This is a genomic window from Microbacterium amylolyticum (assembly GCF_011046975.1).
Taxonomy (GTDB): Bacteria; Actinomycetota; Actinomycetes; order Actinomycetales; family Microbacteriaceae; genus Microbacterium; species Microbacterium amylolyticum.
The window spans coordinates 2255809-2273875 of the sequence record NZ_CP049253.1 but is presented as its reverse complement, the minus strand read 5'-3'; the positions used below and the strand labels follow the sequence as shown (position 1 = coordinate 2273875).

The 18067-nt window shown below is 65.9% G+C and carries 19 protein-coding genes; 11 read left to right on the top strand and 8 right to left on the bottom strand.

The features are described 5' to 3' along the window. Positions 1-579: 579 nt before the first annotated feature. The 3 genes from G6N81_RS10960 to G6N81_RS10950 are packed head-to-tail and all read right to left on the bottom strand — an operon-like array spanning position 580 to position 3040. Positions 580-1449 (bottom strand): CPBP family glutamic-type intramembrane protease, encoded by an 870-nt coding sequence (locus tag G6N81_RS10960; protein WP_165136840.1) that lies wholly within the window; start codon positions 1447-1449, stop codon positions 580-582. Positions 1450-1473: 24 nt separating this feature from the next. Then, positions 1474-2187: a tRNA (guanosine(46)-N7)-methyltransferase TrmB gene (gene trmB / locus G6N81_RS10955; protein WP_165136837.1), complete on the bottom strand. Its 714-nt coding sequence runs from the start codon at positions 2185-2187 to the stop codon at positions 1474-1476. After that, positions 2180-3040: a DUF3097 family protein gene (locus G6N81_RS10950; RefSeq protein ID WP_165136833.1), complete on the bottom strand. Its 861-nt coding sequence runs from the start codon at positions 3038-3040 to the stop codon at positions 2180-2182. The genes trmB and G6N81_RS10950 overlap by 8 nt, the downstream gene beginning before the upstream one ends. A gap of 77 nt (positions 3041-3117) precedes the next feature. Between G6N81_RS10950 and G6N81_RS10945 the strand changes: the two genes are divergently transcribed. The 3 genes from G6N81_RS10945 to G6N81_RS10935 all read left to right on the top strand — a co-directional run bounded on the left by G6N81_RS10945 (position 3118) and on the right by G6N81_RS10935 (position 6863). Continuing rightward, positions 3118-5109 carry a TPM domain-containing protein gene (locus G6N81_RS10945; protein ID WP_165136830.1) on the top strand — a complete coding sequence of 664 codons (1992 nt, stop codon included), beginning with the start codon at positions 3118-3120 and terminating at the stop codon, positions 5107-5109. Between the two features lie 71 nt (positions 5110-5180). Next, positions 5181-5918: a PspA/IM30 family protein gene (locus tag G6N81_RS10940; protein ID WP_165136827.1), complete on the top strand. Its 738-nt coding sequence runs from the start codon at positions 5181-5183 to the stop codon at positions 5916-5918. A 129-nt stretch (positions 5919-6047) separates the two neighbouring features. After that, positions 6048-6863 carry an arginase family protein gene (locus G6N81_RS10935; protein ID WP_165136824.1) on the top strand — a complete coding sequence of 272 codons (816 nt, stop codon included), beginning with the start codon at positions 6048-6050 and terminating at the stop codon, positions 6861-6863. Positions 6864-6871: 8 nt separating this feature from the next. Here the strand turns inward: G6N81_RS10935 and G6N81_RS10930 are convergent, their stop codons facing one another. Together G6N81_RS10930 and G6N81_RS10925 are read right to left on the bottom strand one after the other, a co-directional pair. Beyond that, positions 6872-7336 (bottom strand): SIP domain-containing protein, encoded by a 465-nt coding sequence (locus G6N81_RS10930; protein WP_165136821.1) that lies wholly within the window; start codon positions 7334-7336, stop codon positions 6872-6874. 46 nt (positions 7337-7382) lie between these two features. Next, positions 7383-7844, bottom strand: coding sequence for a carboxymuconolactone decarboxylase family protein (locus G6N81_RS10925; RefSeq protein WP_165136818.1), 462 nt, complete (start codon positions 7842-7844; stop codon positions 7383-7385). Positions 7845-8032: 188 nt separating this feature from the next. On the opposite strand from G6N81_RS10925, the gene G6N81_RS10920 reads away from it, so the two are divergent. From G6N81_RS10920 to G6N81_RS10895, 6 genes are read left to right on the top strand one after another with little or no spacing between them, the layout of a single operon-like run. Further along, positions 8033-8941: an alpha/beta fold hydrolase gene (locus G6N81_RS10920; protein WP_241244967.1), complete on the top strand. Its 909-nt coding sequence runs from the start codon at positions 8033-8035 to the stop codon at positions 8939-8941. Further along, positions 8938-10458, top strand: coding sequence for an ABC transporter substrate-binding protein (locus tag G6N81_RS10915; protein ID WP_165136815.1), 1521 nt, complete (start codon positions 8938-8940; stop codon positions 10456-10458). The genes G6N81_RS10920 and G6N81_RS10915 overlap by 4 nt, the downstream gene beginning before the upstream one ends. A gap of 16 nt (positions 10459-10474) precedes the next feature. Beyond that, positions 10475-11437 (top strand): ABC transporter permease, encoded by a 963-nt coding sequence (locus tag G6N81_RS10910; protein WP_165136811.1) that lies wholly within the window; start codon positions 10475-10477, stop codon positions 11435-11437. Next, the gene (locus G6N81_RS10905) at positions 11437-12303 is read left to right on the top strand and encodes an ABC transporter permease (protein WP_165137907.1); all 867 of its coding nucleotides are present in this window, start codon (positions 11437-11439) and stop codon (positions 12301-12303) included. Before G6N81_RS10910 ends, G6N81_RS10905 begins: the two co-directional genes overlap by 1 nt. Beyond that, positions 12300-13085, top strand: coding sequence for an ABC transporter ATP-binding protein (locus G6N81_RS10900; RefSeq protein ID WP_165136808.1), 786 nt, complete (start codon positions 12300-12302; stop codon positions 13083-13085). The genes G6N81_RS10905 and G6N81_RS10900 overlap by 4 nt, the downstream gene beginning before the upstream one ends. After that, positions 13078-13866 carry an ABC transporter ATP-binding protein gene (locus tag G6N81_RS10895; RefSeq protein WP_165136805.1) on the top strand — a complete coding sequence of 263 codons (789 nt, stop codon included), beginning with the start codon at positions 13078-13080 and terminating at the stop codon, positions 13864-13866. The genes G6N81_RS10900 and G6N81_RS10895 overlap by 8 nt, the downstream gene beginning before the upstream one ends. Positions 13867-13869: 3 nt before the next feature. On the opposite strand, the gene G6N81_RS10890 is transcribed toward G6N81_RS10895, so the two are convergent. The 3 genes from G6N81_RS10890 to G6N81_RS10880 form a co-directional block, all read right to left on the bottom strand. Further along, a complete protein-coding gene (locus G6N81_RS10890; protein WP_165136802.1) occupies positions 13870-14442 on the bottom strand; it encodes a hypothetical protein in 573 nt (190 codons plus the stop codon). A gap of 82 nt (positions 14443-14524) precedes the next feature. After that, entirely contained in the window at positions 14525-15307 is a 783-nt protein-coding gene (locus G6N81_RS10885) for an ABC transporter permease (protein ID WP_165136799.1), read from the bottom strand. Continuing rightward, on the bottom strand, positions 15304-16026 hold the full coding sequence (locus G6N81_RS10880) for an ABC transporter ATP-binding protein (RefSeq protein ID WP_165136796.1): 723 nt from the start codon (positions 16024-16026) through the stop codon (positions 15304-15306). Before G6N81_RS10880 ends, G6N81_RS10885 begins: the two co-directional genes overlap by 4 nt. A gap of 160 nt (positions 16027-16186) precedes the next feature. On the opposite strand from G6N81_RS10880, the gene G6N81_RS10875 reads away from it, so the two are divergent. After that, the gene (locus tag G6N81_RS10875) at positions 16187-17407 is read left to right on the top strand and encodes a sensor histidine kinase (protein ID WP_206527870.1); all 1221 of its coding nucleotides are present in this window, start codon (positions 16187-16189) and stop codon (positions 17405-17407) included. Beyond that, positions 17404-18051 carry a response regulator gene (locus G6N81_RS10870; RefSeq protein WP_165136790.1) on the top strand — a complete coding sequence of 216 codons (648 nt, stop codon included), beginning with the start codon at positions 17404-17406 and terminating at the stop codon, positions 18049-18051. Before G6N81_RS10875 ends, G6N81_RS10870 begins: the two co-directional genes overlap by 4 nt. The last annotated feature ends 16 nt before the right edge of the window (positions 18052-18067 follow it).

Sequence of the window (18067 nt, the reverse complement as noted above, 5' to 3'; positions counted from 1 at the left end):
CAGATGTGTTCTCTGAGGCCGCCTCGGTCTGTTCCTCGGCGTCATGTGCGCCGTGGTCGGAGAACCCTCGCAGCCGTGACCGAAGCCAAACGTGAGTTCTGTGTATTGCCCGGGAACGGCGTCGCCAGCCGCGACCGTGACATGGGCCTGAGCGTCGGCCGGGGCCAAGACCAGACCGGCGACAAGAGCCGAAGCTGCGAGAGCGAGGGCACCGGTGCGGGGTGAGGTGTGCGTGTTCATTTCTGTCCTTTTCTGCATGCGTGAAGCACCGGCGAACGGTCGTCGCCGGTGAGAGGGGTGGTGATCACACAGAAAGAAGGGGTGGGCCGCGCGGGGAAGCGGCCGCGGAAACACGAACAGCGTCGAAGGAGAGTGCGTGCCGAAGAGCAACCAGGCGCGAACACGGCAGCGTGGTCGTGCGCGCCGATCATGATCGTGCTGGCCGTTGGGGCGCCGAGCGCGACAAAGACACTATGGAACGCGGCCTGAGCGGCGACCGTTGTGATCGTGATCCGCGACGACGGCCGCCGCGCCACCGCGCAGCGCAATCCTCTGTCTCGTCGTCATCATGGTGGCGCGTCAGACCAGGAAGATTGCGTCGAGTGATCCAGGGTTGTGCGCGTGGACGAGCACGAGGAACACAACGGCGTCGAACAACAGATGGACCGTGACCACGTAGGCGAGCGACTTCGTTTTGATGAAGATGATGGCTTGGAGGAGCGCGAAGGGAATGGTGAAGACCGGAGCCCACTCGCGATACCCCAGTTCCCACAGGAACGACACGAAAACGGTGGCCTGAAGGACGTTTGCCGTGATGAAGGCCATGTGCCGGCGGAGCAGGACGAACACGGTGCAGATGAAGAACAGTTCGTCCCAGATTCCGACGGCTCCGACCCCGACGAAGAGCCGCGCGATGAGATTGGCATCGTCGACAACGGGCCAGTTCATGTACGCGCCGCTGGTAATGAAGTAGAACGGCAGAATCAGCCATCCCAGAACGATGACGGCAGCGAGCCATGCCCACTGCCATGCGGACCACCGTCCGCCGCCGCTCCACGGGAACGCAATCGCGCGGTCCCGGTAGAGAAAACGTGAAACCACGTACGGCACCGCAACGGCACCGCCCAGCGCGAGCGTGAACAGCAACATCGAGAGATCATCGAGCTTCGCCGCGAGCGGAATGGAACTGGCACAGACAAGTCCCGCCGCGATCAGGGACAGATCGCGCAACAGACTGGGCTTGTCGGATCCGATCGGCCCGCCATTGACCTTGTTCGAGGCTTCCAGCGCCCATGCGAAGATAAGCCCCGCCGCAAGTAGCGCATACCCGAGCGGGCGCGACTCCACCACGAAAAGCGCTACCGCCGACAGGCACACGACGAGCGACGGCCACACAGCAACCGGCAGAACGGGAAGCCCGGTATCTGCTGTGTGCGGCGACGTTGTCATGGTTGTGCTCCTGTGCGCGGGCGGTTACACGCGGCGATAGGTCAGATCGCGGATGTCGCGGCCCTTGTCGATGCCCTTGCGTTCGAACGCCGTCATGATGCGGCCATCGAAACGCTCAGCCCATTCTCCGTCGAACGCCCGCTCGACCTCGGGCTCGGCGTCGAGGACCTCGCGCATCTGCAGCGCGTAGTCCTCCCAGTCGGTCGCGAGGCGCAACAGGCCGCCCGGCTTCAGAGCGCGGCCGGCGATGGCGCCGAAACCGGGGCTGATCAGGCGGCGCTTGTTGTGCCGCTTCTTGTGCCAGGGATCGGGGAAGAAGATCCAGATCTCGTCGGCGGAGCCTTCCGGGAGGAGCGTTTGCAGCACCTCGGGAGCGTTCGCCTCGATGAGGCGCAGATTCTTCACACCCTCACGGTCGGCGTCGAGCATCGTGCGCGCCAGGCCGGAGTCATACACCTCGATCGCGAGGAAGTCGATGTCGGGGCGTGACGAGGACGCGTTCACGATCGCATGCCCCTGCCCGGAGCCGATCTCGACGATCAGCGGCGCCTCGCGTCCATACGCTTCGTGCGGAGTAAACCGTGCCGACGGATCGACGGACGTCACGCCCGCCGCGCGGGGAACCTCAAAGAGGTAGAAGGGAGAGAGTTCCTTCCAGGCGCGCTCCTGCGCCTCCGACATGCGTCCGCCGCGGCGAACGAAGGAGAGGATGTCACGATGCGTACCGGGTTCAGGCATGTGACCCAGGGTAGTTCTCGCCAACTGTGACGAAGTCGATGAGCTCCTCGACGCGCCCGAGAAGCTCTGGTTCGAGGTCGCGGTAACTGCCCACACGGCCGAGAATGCGCTTCCAGGCATGCGCAATGTCGGCCTTGGTATCCGCCGGCCAGCCGAGCCCGCGACAGATCCCGGTTTTCCAGTCTTGGCCGCGGGGGACGACCGGCCAGGCTGTGATGCCCATTGTCTGTGGTTTCACGCACTGCCAGACGTCGACGAACGGGTGTCCGACCAGCTTCACGTGCGCTCCGTGCGGGCCCCGAGCGATGCCATCCGCAAGCCGCTGCTCCTTAGAGCCGGCCACAAGGTGGTCGAGGAGCACTCCGTAGCGGCGCTTTGCGCTCGGCGGTTCGGCGAGCAAGAGATCGGGAAGAAGATCGGCGCCCTGCAGAAACTCGACCGCGACGCCCTCGGCGCGCAGATCGTCGCCCCACACCTTCTCTACCAGCTCGGCGTCGTGCTTACCCTCGACGAGAATGCGGCTCGGCAGGGCGATGCGTGCACGCCCGTCACCCGCAGCGAACGATCCCGATGCCGTCCGCGTGCGTCCCTGTGACGTCTGCCGTGGTTTTTCGAGAATGACCGGCTCGCCCTCGACGAGAAAGCCCGCGCCCAAGGGAAACTGGCGCCGGCGTCCCTTCCAGTCTTCGAGTTCGACGTTTCCGGCCTCGATGCGCGTTACCGCGCCCGTCCAGCCGTCCCCGGCGACCTCGACGACCAGGTCGATGTCTGCGGGAATCGGACGCGACTTCTTCGTGCCCTTGTCCCGCCACCCCTGCGCCAAGACGTCTGATCCATACCTGTCTTCGAACATCCCCCTCAGCCTACGCCTTGGCATGGCAGGGCAATATGATCGGGGTAACCGGGTTCCGGCCCGCGAAGGGGGTTTTTATGCGCAGACGCGCACGCACGTTGTCCTCTGTCGCACTTGCTGCGGCTCTCGTTCTTGCGCCAGCCGTCGGCGCTGTCGCGCAGCCGGTTTCCTCAAGCGATCCGGTTCTTCTCGACAGCGGGTACGTCACGGATGACGCCGGTGTTCTCACATCAGCCGAGATCGAGGCCGCCAACCATCGCCTCGATCAGCTCCGCGCAGACGACGATGTCGAACTGTGGGTCGTCTACGTCGACCACTTCACAAACCCCTCAGACAGCGCCGAGTGGACGCACACAACGGCTGAGATGGCCGGCCTGGGAAGCGACCAGTATTTGCTGGCGATCGCAACAGAGGGCCGTCAGATCTTCCTCTCCGGGCCCGGCGCCGACGGGCTTTCCACCGGTGCCCTGAGCGCCGTTGAACAGGCGGCAACCGATCCCCTTCGCGGCAATGATTGGGCTGGCGCCGCGACGGCGGCCGCCGACGAGATATCTGCGCAGCTCGCTCCCAACCGCACGGGGCTCTGGGCCTTCCTGATCGTCGTTATCGTTGTCGCGGGGACGATCGCGGTCGTCATTGTCGTGCGCCGCGCCAAGAAGAAGGGCGCAGCCCAGCGCCAGCTCGCAGAAGAAACGGCCGAGGTCGAAGAGCTCGAAAAGAGCGCCGCGGTTCTGCTCGTCGCATCTGACGACGCTCTGCGATCCAGCCAGCAGGAGCTGGGTTTCGCGATCGCGCAGTTCGGCTCGGAAGCGACAGCAGAGTATGAGCAGGCGATCGGCGAGGCCCGCCTCGCCGTCGGCCGGGCCTTTGAGACGAAGAGCCGTTTCGACGCGATCGCGGAGCCTTCTCTGGCCCAGCGCCGCGAGGCTGGCGAACAGATCATCGCACTGCTCGAAGAGGCCAACGAGACGCTGAGCGAAAAAGAAGAGGCCTTCGAGAAACTGCGCGCCCTGGAACAGAACGCGCCGGCGATGCTCGCTCAGCTGCGCACCCAGCGCCAACGCGCGGCGTCAGGCCCCGACGAGGCGGACGCCGAAATCGGGCGCCTCCGAACGAGCTACGCCTCCCCCGTCCTCGGCGATGTCTCGGACAATGCGGATGAGGCGCGCGACCGATTGGATTTCGCCGACGACCAACTCGCTCAGGCCGAGCAGATGCTCGCTCAGAACGAATCGGGCCAGGCAGCCGTCGCCCTGGACCACGCTCAGCAGGCTCTCGCACAGGCCGACGAGTTGGTGAGCGCCGTCACCTCCCTGCGAACGGCGTTCGCCGAGGCCGAGCAGCGCGCTCGCGACATCATCGCCGACCTGGAGAAGGATCTGGTCCAGGCGCAGACCATCGCTGATCCCGACGGCGCCATCGGGCGGGCAACGGCTGAAGCGTCGAAGAACATCGGTGTCGCCCGCGAGAACCTCACCGGCTCCGAACGCAAGCCGTTCCTCATGGTGCAGGCGCTCGATGCGGCGAACGACCAGCTCGACGCGGTTCTCGCCCGAGCGCGAGAAGCGGAAGAAAACGCCCGTCGCCAGCGCCAGCAGTTCGATCAGTCCGTTCACCAGGCGCGGTCGCAGATTTCGCAGGCCGAGCGCTACATCGGCACGCGTCGTGGCGCGGTCGGCAGCAGCGCTCGTACTCTTCTCGCGAGCGCGCAAGCGTCGCTTGACCGAGCATTCACGCTGTCGACGTCGAATATGCCGCACGCTCTTGCGGCCGCGCAGAACGCCGCACAGTTGGCTCAGCAGGCATCGACCGCGGCACGAAACGACGTCAACCGCTACCAGTCACACGGCGGATACAGCTCCGGCGGCCACCGTCCCCGAAGCAGCGCGGGGAGCAACATCGCCGGCGCGATCATCGGGGGTCTCATCGGCGGCGCCATTTCTGGTGGCGGCAACAGCCGCGGCTCGACAGGGTTCGGCGGTTTCAGCGGCGGCGGCTCGCGCGGCGGAGGCGGCGGCAGAAGCTTCGGCGGAGGCGGACGCTCCGGAGGCGGCGGACGACGCTTCTAATGACCTTCTCCGCCCTAAACTGACATCGCCCCCGATCTCCTTCCAACCATCATCGATCGAAAGGCACACCCATGAGCAAGCAGTCCATCTTTGGTCGCGTATCGACGCTGATCCGCGCCAACGTTAACGCGCTGATCGACCAGGCTGAAGACCCGCAGAAGATGCTGGATCAGCTGGTGCGCGACTACACCAACAACATTGCCGACGCCGAGGCCGCGATTGCCGAGACCATCGGCCAGCTGCGCCTGCTCGAGCGCGACAACGAAGAAGACAAGCGTGCCGCCGCCGAGTGGGGCAACAAGGCCATCGCGGCCAGCCGCAAGGCGGATGAACTGCGTTCCTCCGGCAGCATCGCCGAGGCCGACAAGTTCGACAACCTTGCCAAGGTGGCCCTGCAGCGCCAGGTGCAGACGGAGAACGACGTCAAGGCTGTCGAACCGCAGATCGCGCAGCAGACCGAGGTCGTCGAGAAGCTCAAGGCGGGCCTGAACGGCATGAAGGGCAAGCTGGACGAGCTGCGCGCCAAGCGCAACGAGCTCGCCGCGCGCTCGAAGGTTGCTGACGCACAGAACAAGGTGCACGACGCCGTCAAGAGCATCAACGTCATGGACCCCACGAGCGAGCTCGGCCGTTTCGAGGAGAAGGTGCGCCGTCAGGAGGCGCTGGCGACCGGCAAGGCAGAACTGGCCGCTTCGAGCATCGATGCACAGTTCGAATCTCTCGAGGACGTCGGGGAGCTCACCGAGGTCGAGGCGCGCCTTGCCGCCCTCAAGGCCGGCGGCAACGCCGGATCGATCACCGCCGGCTGATCTCAACGAACAGAGGGGGTGCGGGGGCCGCTGTGCTGCCCCCGCACCCCCTCTTCCGTGTGAGAACGGAACCGGATGTGAGCCGCTCTCGCTCTTTTCTTCCGACGCGGGAAGGAGGATAATCAGGACATGACTCGGTTTGTCGTCGTCCCCCAGTGGCAGGGGTCGCCGTCGACGCGCGCGATGGCGCTCATCGACGGTGCTGACGCCATCGCCGGTGATCTGCCCAGTTCGTCCTGCCTGCGCGTCGAGGTCCCGTTCGAAGCGGGAGAAAGCCTCGGCACCGGCGTTGCCCGCGCCAGCGCGCTACAGCGAACGCGCATTCGCGTCGACGAAGCGCTGCAGGCGCTTCCCTCGGACCGCGTGATCGTGATCGGAGGCGACGACGGCGTGGCCGTTCCCGCGATCTCGCACGTCGCGGATACGGACCTTGCCGTCGTCTGGTTTGATGCTCATGGCGCGCTCCATGCCCCGAACGAACAGCGCTCCCGCGCGTACTCCAGCATGGCGCTGCGCAGCACTCTGAGCGACATAGCGCCCGGCCTCGGCATCGCCAGCGGACGGCTCGCTGCGGAGCGCATTGTGCTCGCGGGCGCCCGAGCGCTCGACGACGAAGAACAGGCCTTCATGGCGGAGCGAGGAATCCGTCACGTGACGGCGGATCAGGTGGCTCATCGCATCGCCGATACCGTGGCCTCGCTGGGCGCTTCGCGCGTCTATATCCACATCGACCTCGATGTGCTTGATCCGGCGCACATCGCAGGTGTGGCCGATGCGCAGCCGTTCGGTCTCGAAGCGGCCGCGCTCATCGACGCAATTGCCTCGGTACGAGCCGCTCTTCCGCTCGCCGGCGCATCGATCGGTGGCTTTGCTCCCCACACACCGGCGGCGGCCGTCGATGACATGGGGACGATTCTGCGCGTTGTCGGTGCGCTGGCGTCCTAACGAACGACCTATACGTAGGCGTTCAGGGCTTCGCGCACCGTGATGTCTGAGCGGTGGACGCCCCGGTTGTCGATCAGGTGCTCCGCGATGTCCGCCGTCGAGACGAATCCTCCGAGCAGCGTGACGTTCGTGCCACACACCGAGGTGTGCTCACAGATGACCTCATCGGCGTAGGCGATGGCCGCGCGGGTGAGCGCTGCTCCCGTGCGGCACGGGCCGCCGATACCGCGCCTCGTCGATCGGTCAAGCCATGTCACGGTCATACGAGCCGGCGCCGAAACCGGCGTGATCCAGCTACTGTCAGGCACTTCGATAAACACGCGCCCGGTTGCGCACAGGGGCAGTGTTGCCAGAAGCATCTCGAGTTCCGGCAACGCGCTCTCGTCTGCCGTGACGAGGTACTGCGCACGGGAATGGCCCCGTGCGCGGCAGGCGACGGCGTCGTGATCTGAGCGAACTGAGGTGACCGGCATGATGCATCCAGGATACACCACAGGGAAGGCTAACCTAAATCGAGCGTCATTCGGCTGGTGGAACGGGATAGCGCCCCGCCATCGTGAGGCGATTAAAGGCATTGATCGCGATCGACAGCCAGCTCACGCCGATGTACTCCTGCTCCGTCAGAACGGAGCCGACACGGTTGTACACGTCGTCGGAGACTCCGCCCTGATGAATAAAGGTATGCGCCTGCGCCAGCTCCAGCGCGGCACGCTCCCGCTCTGAGAACACACCGGATTCGCGCCAGGTGGGAAGCTGCGAGATCTCATCGATCGTGATCCCCGCTTTTTCCGCACGCTCCAGGTGTGCACGCACGCAGTAGGCGCAACCGTTGAGCTGAGAGCAGTGCAACATCACGAGTTCTTTGAGGCGATCGTCCACGCCGTATTCGTTGGCCATGCGGCTGACCTCGGTCGAAAACGCCTCCAGCGAGCGGTAGGAATCCCTCGCTCCGCGGGACAGATGCACACGCTTCTGGCTCATGCTCTGCACACTACTCGCGATACATGAACACAGCACGGAGAACCGATGTGCACGATCTGAGTGCCAGCTGCTGGAGCTTATGATTTCTCTTTGGTGCAATCGTGAGGCATAAATCGCGAAGATTTCCCGCGTGCCCCCGATCCATCCGACAATGGTGCCACTGTCATCCGCCAACCCCGCGAGGAACCGTGACCCAGACGCACACCGACCTGGACGAGTTCGGATTCCTGCCCAATCAGGCGCTCGAGCAGAAGGTCGCCCTTCCCGTCGTGCGGCGCGAGAACATCACCCTCGCGGATGGGCGAACGCTCTCGGCGCTCGTGTATGGGACCGGCGCGCCGCGAGCGTTCTTCGTGCACGGAGCGGGCCTCAATGCCCACACGTGGGACAGAACGATCCTCTCGCTGGCCGAACCCGCCATCGCGATCGATCTGCCCGGCCATGGAGAATCATCGTGGCGGAACGACGGAGCCTACACACCGGAGCTCCTCGCCCCCGATCTGGCTGCCGCTCTCGCGGCCTGGGCGACCGGCCCCGTCGCCCTGATCGGCCACTCCCTTGGCGGCCTCGCGGCCCTCTTGACGGCAGCCCACCACCCGGGAACTGTGTCTTCCCTGACCCTCGTCGACATCGTCCCCGGAGCGGGGCGCGAGGGAGCATCGGGGCTGGCGGAGTTCTTCCGACGCCTCGATTTCGCTTCGGTGGAGGACGCTGTCGACCATGCAATGAGCTTTAGCCTCGGCGGTTCCCGCGAGGCCGCACGACGCGGGGTGCTCCTCAACACACGCACCCGCGCGGACGGCCGGATCGAGTGGAAGCACCACATGGCCCGCATCTTCTCCCCGAGCGATGACACCCCTCGCGTCGCCTCTGATCCGGAGGCTGGCTGGCGCGCGCTCGAGGACGTGACCGTTCCGGTCACCCTCGTTGCCGCATCTCGCGGATTTCTCTCACCCGACGACATCACCCGTTTCCGCGCACACCAGCCACATGCCCGCGTTGTCACGCTCGACGCGTCCCACAACGTGCAGGAGGGCGCCTTCGTGGCCCTCGCCCGCGAGATCTCCACAGACATCCCCCGAGAGGTGCGCCCATGAACGCCCCCGTCCGCTTCCGGCTGATGACCGTGGCGATCGCCGCGGCCGGATCACTCGCTCTGACAGCCTGTTCGGGCGGAGGCTCGGTTCCGGGCAGCCCCGCCGAAAGCGCTTCGCTCACCGTCGGGCTGATCGCTGAGCCCACCAACCTCGATATCCGGCACACGTCAGGAGCAGCCCTGGAGCAGGCCCTCATCGGCAATGTCTACGAGGGCCTCGTTGCGCGCGCAATCGACGGCGACCAGGTGGTTCCCGCGCTTGCCGAGAGCTGGGAAGTGTCGGACGACGCCCTCACGTATACCTTCCACCTCGCGGACGGCGTCTCCTTCCACGACGGATCACCGATGACATCCGCCGATGCGCTGGCGTCGCTGACCACCGTCAAGTCGGATCCGTCGGTGAACAACCACGCCGTTCTCGCGGATGCGGCCGACATCTCGGCGCCCGACGAGTCGACGATCACGATCACCCTCGACGCCCCCAACCAGAACTTCCTCTTCGCCCTGACCGGACCGGCGGGCCTCGTGCTTCCCGCGGAAGACGACACCGACCGCCGCACGGCGGCAAACGGCACGGGCCCCTTCACCCTCGATTCGTGGAGCCGCGGCGATGCCCTGTCGCTTGTGCGCAACGAGGACTACTGGGGCGAACCCGCGGGCGTGGCCGAGGTGAGCTTCGTCTACTTCGGCGACCAGGCGGCCCTCGTCAGCGGAGGACGCGACGGTTCGGTCGATGCGATGCCCGCAATCGACCCTGAGCTGAGCTCTCAACTGAGTGGTGAGTTCACGATCGTCGAAGCCACAACAACCGACAAGTTCATTCTGGCGTTCAACAGCGCCGCGGCGCCGCTGGACGATGTGCGCGTGCGCGAAGCCCTGCGCCGGGCCATCGATCACGACGCAATTCTGGCCGCCGTCGGCGCCGCCGAGCCGTTGTTCGGCCCGATTCCGCCCCTCGATCCCGGGTATGAAGACCTGGCAGGAATCGTTCCACACGACCCGGAGGGAGCACGCAAGCTGTTGGCGGAGGCCGGCGTCGAAGATCTCTCTCTTGAGCTGACCATCTCGAACCACTACGGCCCGAGGCTCCCGACGCTGCTCGTTTCCGCCTTCGCAGATATTGGCGTCGCCCTCGAGGTGAACACGGTGGAGTTCGCCACCTGGCTCAGCGATGTGCACGATCCCTCCACCCGACGCGACTGGCAGCTGAGCATCGTCAATCACGTCGAGCCCCGAGATTTCAGTACGTGGACCGATCCCGACTACTACTACGCGATCCACGATGAGGCCGTGTTGACTGCCGTACAAGAGCGCTACGCCGAGGCCATGGCCGAGATCGACCAGGACGCATCGGCCGAGTTGCTCGCCGAGGCCGCCCAGCTCGTCGCCGAATGGCACCCGGCCGACTGGCTCTACGTCCGTCAGGACGTGATCGCCGTTGCGCCCGGCGTCACCGGCTTCCCGACGGCTGCGACCTCAACACGCCTCCCCCTCGCCGGCGTCACCGTCGAGCGCTGACGCCGCTCCCGCCCGCATGCCTCGCTACGTGCTCACTCGACTGACCCTTCTCGCGCTGGGTCTGCTCGCGGCGAGCGCCATCATCTTCTGCACGCTGCGGATTCTTCCGGGTGACGTTGCACAGACGATCGTGGGAACGGAGGGAACCCCCGAGCAGGTTGCTGCTCTTCGCGCCGAGCTCGGGCTCGATCGCCCTGTGCTCCTGCAGTACCTCGCGTGGATTGGTGGAGTGCTGACGGGCGATCTGGGTGAATCGCTGCTCACAGGTGCTCCCGTCGCGGCCGAGCTCGCGGAAAAGGCCCGCGTGACGGTTCCCCTCGGCCTGCTCTCCCTGGTCGTGGCGATCGTGATTGCCGTTCCCTTCGGCGTTATCGCGGCGCTACGCCGGAATCGCGTCTCCGGTGCCGCCCTGAACGCCCTCGCTCAGCTCCTGGCCGCGGTGCCTGTGCTCTGGGCCGGCATGATGCTGATCGTGGTCTTCGCGATTGTGCTCGGCTGGCTTCCGGCGCAGGGATTTCCGCGCGCCGGCTGGGGTGATCCTGGTGCGGCGCTGCGCGCGCTCATCCTTCCGGCGCTCACCATCGGCGTTGTCGAGGGAGCGCTTCTCTTGCGCTTTGTTCGCAGCGCAACGCTCACGGCGATCGATGCCGATTTTGTGCGAACAGCTGCCGCGAAGGGACACACTCGCACGGGCGCCCTCCTCCGCCATGGCCTCCCCGCCGTTGGCCTCTCCATCATCACGATGCTCGGAGTGCAGATCGCCGGCATCGTCGTTGGCGCCGTGGTGATCGAACAGGTCTTTAACCTCCCCGGTATCGGCCGGATGCTCGTCGCCGACGTCGGCGCACGCGATCTCACCAAGGTGCAGGGCGAGCTGCTCGCGCTCACGGGCTTCGTCCTGATCGTCGGGTTCCTCATCGACCTGGTGCACCGGGCGATCGACCCGCGGCAGCGCGATACGGCGGAGGTGCAATCGTGATGTGGTTCCGGCGCCTCGTGCGCAATCCCGTGGGCGCCGTCGCCCTCGGGATCATCGTGATCGTCGTTGCCGCGGCGGCTGTCTCTGCGGTCTGGACCCCGTTCGATCCTCGTGACGCCGATGCGTACGCCCGCTGGGAGCCGCCCGGGTGGCCACACGTTCTCGGAACGGACGACACGGGCCGCGACATTCTGTCGCAGATCATGGCCGGGGCGCGGACAACAGTGTTCGTGGCGGCCGGCGCGGGACTCATCGCCACGATGATCGGCGTGCTCCTCGCCTCGCTCGGCGCCCTCACGGCGCGGCCCGTGCGAGAGGTCGTCGCGGTGCTCGTTGACGTGTTGATCGCCTTCCCGGTTCTCCTGATCGCGATGATGCTGTCAGCGGCTTTCGGCGGTTCCCTGTGGGTGGTGGTCTGGGCCGTGGGAATCGGCTACGGCGTGAACATCGCCCGGGTTGCGCGCGCGGAGCTGCGGCGTGTGAATCGCGCCGATTTTGTGCTCGCAGCGCGAGCCTCCGGTCTCACACGCGGGCAGATCCTCGTGCGTCATCTGCTTCCGAACGCGGCGCCGGTTTTTATCGTTCAGCTGTCGTGGTCGATGGCGGCGGCTGTTCTCGCCGAGTCGGGTCTGTCCTACCTCGGCTTCGGATCGTCGGTCACCCAGCCTAGCTGGGGGCTGCTGCTGGCGGAGTTGCAGCGGTACATCACGGTGCATCCCCTCAGCGTCGTGTGGCCCGGTCTCGCCATCACCGCGGCTGTTCTCGCCCTGAACCTGCTCGGTGATGCGATCCGGGAGGCCACCGACCCCACGCTCAGCCGCCGCGACCGTCCCCGCGCCGTGCAGACACCGGAGGTCATCGCATGAGCCTCGAGGTCACCGATCTCACCGTGACGATCAGCGGAACCACCGTGCTGGATCGCGTGTCGTTTCATGTGCCGGACGGGGCGCGTGCAGGCCTGATCGGCGAGTCCGGATCGGGAAAGTCGATGACGGCGCTGGCGATTTTGGGGCTTCTCCCCCACGAGGCAACAGCGTCGGGGTCGATCCGCTGGAATGGCCGCGAACTCCTCGGGATCCCGGATCGTGAGTTGGCCACGCTCCGCGGTAACGAGATCGCCATCGTGTTCCAAGAACCGCAGAGCGCCCTCAACCCCATCCGCTCCGTTGGCGCACAGATCAGCGAATCAGCGCGCATCCATCGCGGTCTCTCACGGCGAGCGGCCGAACGCCTCGCGATCGCTCTGGCAGAACGCGTGCGGTTGCCCGCCCCCTCCGACGTTGTTTTCCGTTTCCCCCACGAACTCTCGGGAGGGCAGCGACAGCGCGTCGCGATCGCGATGGCCCTCGCCGCGGATCCCACCCTGCTCATCGCCGACGAGCCCACAACGGCACTCGATGTGACGGTTCAGGCCGAGATCCTCGAGCTGATGCTGGGGCTCGTCGCCTCACAAGGCATGTCCCTGTTGTTCATCACCCATGACCTGGCCGTTTTGAACCGCGTCGCCACCCACGGCGTGGTTCTCGACCAGGGCCGCGTTGTCGAGTCGGGCCCTGTTTCCACGCTGCTGAGCACGCCGGCACACCCGGTCACGCGAGGGCTTCTGCGCGACGCCGCAGCGACGATGTGGAGGCCGGGCGATGAGTGACGTGCTCATCAGTGCCAGGGGCCTGACGAAGTCCTATCTGCTTCCGCGCCGCGAACTGTTTGCAGCGCGGAGAACGTCCGATGCGCTGATGTCGACCAACCTCGACATCACCCGCGGCAGCAGCCTCGGGATCATCGGCGAATCCGGTTCGGGAAAGTCCACGCTCGTGCGGCTTCTTCTGGGCCTTGGCCACCCCAGCTCGGGAACCGTGACGTTCGACGGGCGCACCGTCGACGCCGGGGCGCGCGCCGGGGAACAGCGCTGGCTGCGGCGCCGCACCGGTGTGGTGTTCCAGGATCCCTATGGATCGCTCAATCCGCGAATGAGCGTCGGACGAATCGTGGCGGAACCCCTGTGGGCGCTGCGGATCGCCGGCGACCACCGTGCTCGCACGCAGGAGGTGCTGACACAGGTCGGGCTTCCAGCGGACGCCACGTCCCGATATCCGCACGAGTTCTCGGGAGGGCAGCGCCAACGCATTGCGCTCGCCCGCGCCATCGTGCACGGCCCCGAGGTTCTTTTCGGCGACGAACCCCTGTCGGCGCTCGACGTGTCCGTGCGCGCGCGGATCATCGATCTCCTGCGCAGTCTCCGCCGTGACACCGGTATGACGCTCGTGATGGTCAGTCACGACATCGGCGTTGTCCAAGCGCTCTGCGAGGAGACGGTCGTGATGACACAGGGCACGATCGTGGAGCGCGGCACATCCGCGGAGGTTCTCCGTGCACCACAGCACCCGTACACGCGCCGCCTCCTGGACGCCGTTCCGCGCCTTCCGTAACGGTCAGGAATCGAGCCACCGGGTGTGGCGCATCATGAGGGCACGGTCCAGCGCGGCAACGAGCCCGAGCCCGCCCAGCGGAGCGGACACCGACGTCGGTAAACGAGGTAACGCCCCGTCAGCGATACCCACGATCGGCAGAACGAGCGCGGTCACTTCTGTGACCGCCACGACGAGGGCGAGAACGAGGATGACCCACGACGCGGCGGACACGATCCGGCTGGCAACCGGGTAGCGACGGTCGATGTCTTCACGCCATTTTTCCGCCGTTCCCGCATTCGGCTCGAGACGCACTTCGCCGGCCTGCGTGACGAGGTGGGCGCGCTTCATGCCGTACAGGCTCATCGCCGCCTCGACGCGCCCTCCATCAACATCAAACTGCGCGGGGCTCTTCTGGACGTCGGCGAGCCGGCCGTTCACATAAAACCGGAGCTTCTCATCAAAGTCGAAGAAGTCGGCGTCGACGTCATACCGGTCGCCCCCGCGATCCGTCCCGAATGACGATCGCCACAGCATCTGCAAGCCACGCACCGGCTCAAGTTGCTCCCCATCGTCAGACGCTGTGCCGTTCACCATGGTCCCACCCTGCCCCAGTGCACCGCCGCACCGCATCGTTCGAACGGATGATTCAGGTTCTTCGAGCAGCAACGCCCGCGCGCTACGCGACCTCGCGCCTGCTCACGCGCCATAGACCGGCGACGAACGGGAGAACCACCCACAGGGACACCGCGGTCGCCAGGTGCGCCCAGTCCAGGCCCACCATCGTGCCCTCGAGCATCGGCATCAGAGCGGAGGCGACATCGATCCACTGCACGGCCTCACGCAGGCCGTCGAACAGCATCAGGAAGGTGAAAACGTTCGGAAGCACGAGGTAGGAAACGATCGCCAACGGCGTGTTCAGAAAGAGCATGCCGAAAGCAACACCCATCGACACGTAAATGATGAGGGTGGCCGCCATGACGGCGAGAAGGTTTGCATCGAGGCGCCAGGATCCGTCCCCGTCGAAGGCGAAGATTCCGACGACGTTCACGATCGCCGCGATCGCATACGTGGCGAGGAACATCGCGGCGCCCAGCAGCAAGGAGGACACGAGCTTTGCCATGCTCACGCGCGCGCGGCGCGGTTCGAGGGAGAACGTGGTCAGGGCGGAGCGCTGAGACCACTCTCCCGTCACGGCGAGGATACCGATGAGCGGGAGCAACAACCCCCATCCGATTGAGGCGCCCGCGGCGAAGTTCTCCCAGGTAAGCGCCGGCGGCTCCAGGATCCAGAGCTGCGTCACAACGCCAATGCCCGTGAGAATGGTGATCGCCGCCAACAGCCCGAATCCCGCTCGCGTATCCGTCTGCTTTCGCAGTTCAACCAGGATCACGCGCGCGAAGGGAATCGGCGCTGTGCGGGCCGTTCGAGGCAGCGTCTGTTGCAGGGCCTGAGAACTCATCGTGCGTCTCCTTCGCGGCTTGTGCCTGATGTTGCATGGAAAAACAGATCTTCGAGGGCGCTCTCACCGGTCAGCAGTTCGTCCCGCGTTCCGCTGGCGACGACGCGGCCGGCACCCATGATCACGAAATCGTCGGCGAGGTGTTCGATCTCGCTGAGCAGATGGGATGACAACAGCACCGTTCCCCCGTCGTCGGCGAAGGAGCGCAAGAGATCGCGCATCCATCGGATGCCCGACGGGTCAAGCCCGTTGGCGGGCTCATCGAGGATCAGAACGGCAGGTTCCCCCAGGAGCGCCTGCGCGATCCCCAACCGCTGGCGCATCCCCAGCGAGTAGCCGCCCACGCGGCGTTTCGCTTCTTTCGGTGTCAGGCCCGTGCGTTCAAGCGCGCGGTCGACGGAGACGGCATCGAGCCCCATCAGCTGCGCTGCAATCGCCAGGGTCTCCCGTCCCGTTCGCCCACGGTGCTGCGCCGACGCGTCGAGCAGAACTCCCACGTGCCGGCCGGGATTGGGGATGTCCGTGAAGGGCACGCCGAGGATTCGCGCCCGGCCCGATGTGGGGGTCGACAGCCCCAGGAGCATGCGCATCGTCGTCGACTTCCCGGAGCCGTTCGGGCCAAGGAACCCCGTGATGCGGTGGGGCCGCGCCTGAAACGACACGTTGTCGACGGCGGTGGTCGTTCCGTATCTCTTCGTGAGTGATTCTGCGATGATCATGCGTCAACCGTGTCGCGCGCAGTGACCGCGCACATCACACGGACGGCTTCCCGTGTTCCACCTTTCGGCTGACCCCCGAATAGCCCGGGGGCGGATGGTCACCCGGATGACACGCTCTAGAGTCGGATCCATGCCGTCTCTACGTTTGCCTGGTCGGGCCGTGAGCGCCGACGGCGGTGCTTCGTCCACACGCCCCGTTGAGGAGTTGACGGGCGAGAAGCTGCGATGGTGGTCGAGCCTGTGGCGCTATGCGGTCGTCATCTTCGGGGCCGTCATGACGTTCTCCGTCTCGACCTACCTCCTTCTCGAGGTTCCCGCCATCGAAAGCGGCGAGTCGTGGCGGACAGTACTCCCTTTCATCGACCTGGTTTTCGGCGCCGCCGCGATCACGCTGTTGCCCCTTCGTCGCCGATACCCCGCCGGAATCGCCGTGGTCACGGGTGCCATGATCGCCGTGTCACCCGCGGCGGGTGCCGGGGCAACCATGGCGCTGATCTCGCTCGCCACGCACGGGAGGCTCATCCCGTTGATCGTGGTCGGTCTCGTGTGGACGGCCGCGGGGTCGGTGCACAACATCACCCTCGCCCCGGAGGGATGGGTGATCCCGGGAGCCCTGTGGACAACGCCCCTCAGCTGGCTGATCTCCGCCGTAGCCACGGCCGCCATCGGGCTGTACATCGGGGCACACCGCGCTCTGATTCGATCACTGCACGAACGCGCTCTCGTCGCAGATCATGAAAGAGAGCTCGTCGCGCGGGCCGCTGAGGCCGATGAGCGCACGCGGATCGCGCGCGAAATGCACGACGTTCTCGCGCACCGCATTTCGCTCGTCGCCATGCACGCGGGTGCCCTCGCCTACCGCGATGATCTGACCCGAGGCGAAACGCGCGAAACCGCCGGCGTGATTCAGCGCAATGCCAGCCACGCACTCACGGAACTTCGCGGGATTCTGGGTGTGCTGCGGGCGACCGACGGATCAGGGGTGGAGCCTCCGCAGCCCACCCTGTCTCAGCTGCATGCGCTCATCGATGACGCCGGCCCCGACGTGACTCTTCACGCTCCGGCCCTCAACGATCTCCCCGAGACAATCTCCCGCACCGCGTATCGTGTGGTCCAGGAAGCGCTGACAAATGCCAGAAAGCACGCGGCAGGGTCCCCTGTGGTCGTCAGAATCGATGGAAAGTCGGGCGGGATTCTGACGATCGATGTGACGAATGCCCCGGCGCCCGATGCCCCGCGTGGTGAGGGGACGGGAATGGGTCTTGCCGGGCTGGCCGAACGCGTGGTCCTTGCCGGTGGCACGATCGAACACGGAGAGACATCCTCCGGAGGCTTCCGAGTCAGAGCGCTTCTGCCGTGGGAAACGGAGGGTGACGAATGAGCGACAACATCCGCGTGGCGATCGTCGACGATGATCCTCTCGTGCGCGCTGGCCTCCGGATGATCCTGGGCGGCGACGCCGGCATCGCCCTCGTTGGCGAAGCAGAAGACGGCGGACAGGCGATCACCATGGTTGCCGAAACACTTCCCGATGTGGTGCTGATGGACATCCGTATGCCGCGGCTCGACGGCATCCAGGCCGCTCGCCACATCGCCGCGAGCGGTTCACACGCGCGGATAATCATGCTCACAACGTTCGACACGGACGACATGGTGATGACGTCGCTCCGCGATGGTGCGGCAGGCTTCCTGCTGAAGGACACACCGCCGCCGGATCTCGTCGCCGCCGTTCACCGCGTTGCGGCCGGAGAGTCGATTCTCTCGCCCAGCGTGACCCGTCAGGTTATTCGAGCGGCGACCGCTCCCGCACGCAATGACGATGCGCGCGCGATGATGGAAACGCTGACCGAGCGCGAGCGTGACGTGGCCATCGCGGTCGCGCGAGGGCTGTCGAACGCGGATATCGCCGCCGAGCTCTTCCTCGGTGTTGCGACGGTCAAAACGCACATCGGTCGTTTGTTCACCAAGCTGGAGGTGTCGAATCGTGTTCAGCTGGCCCGGCGCGTTCACGATGCCAGGCTTTAGGGCGTGTCTCCTCGTT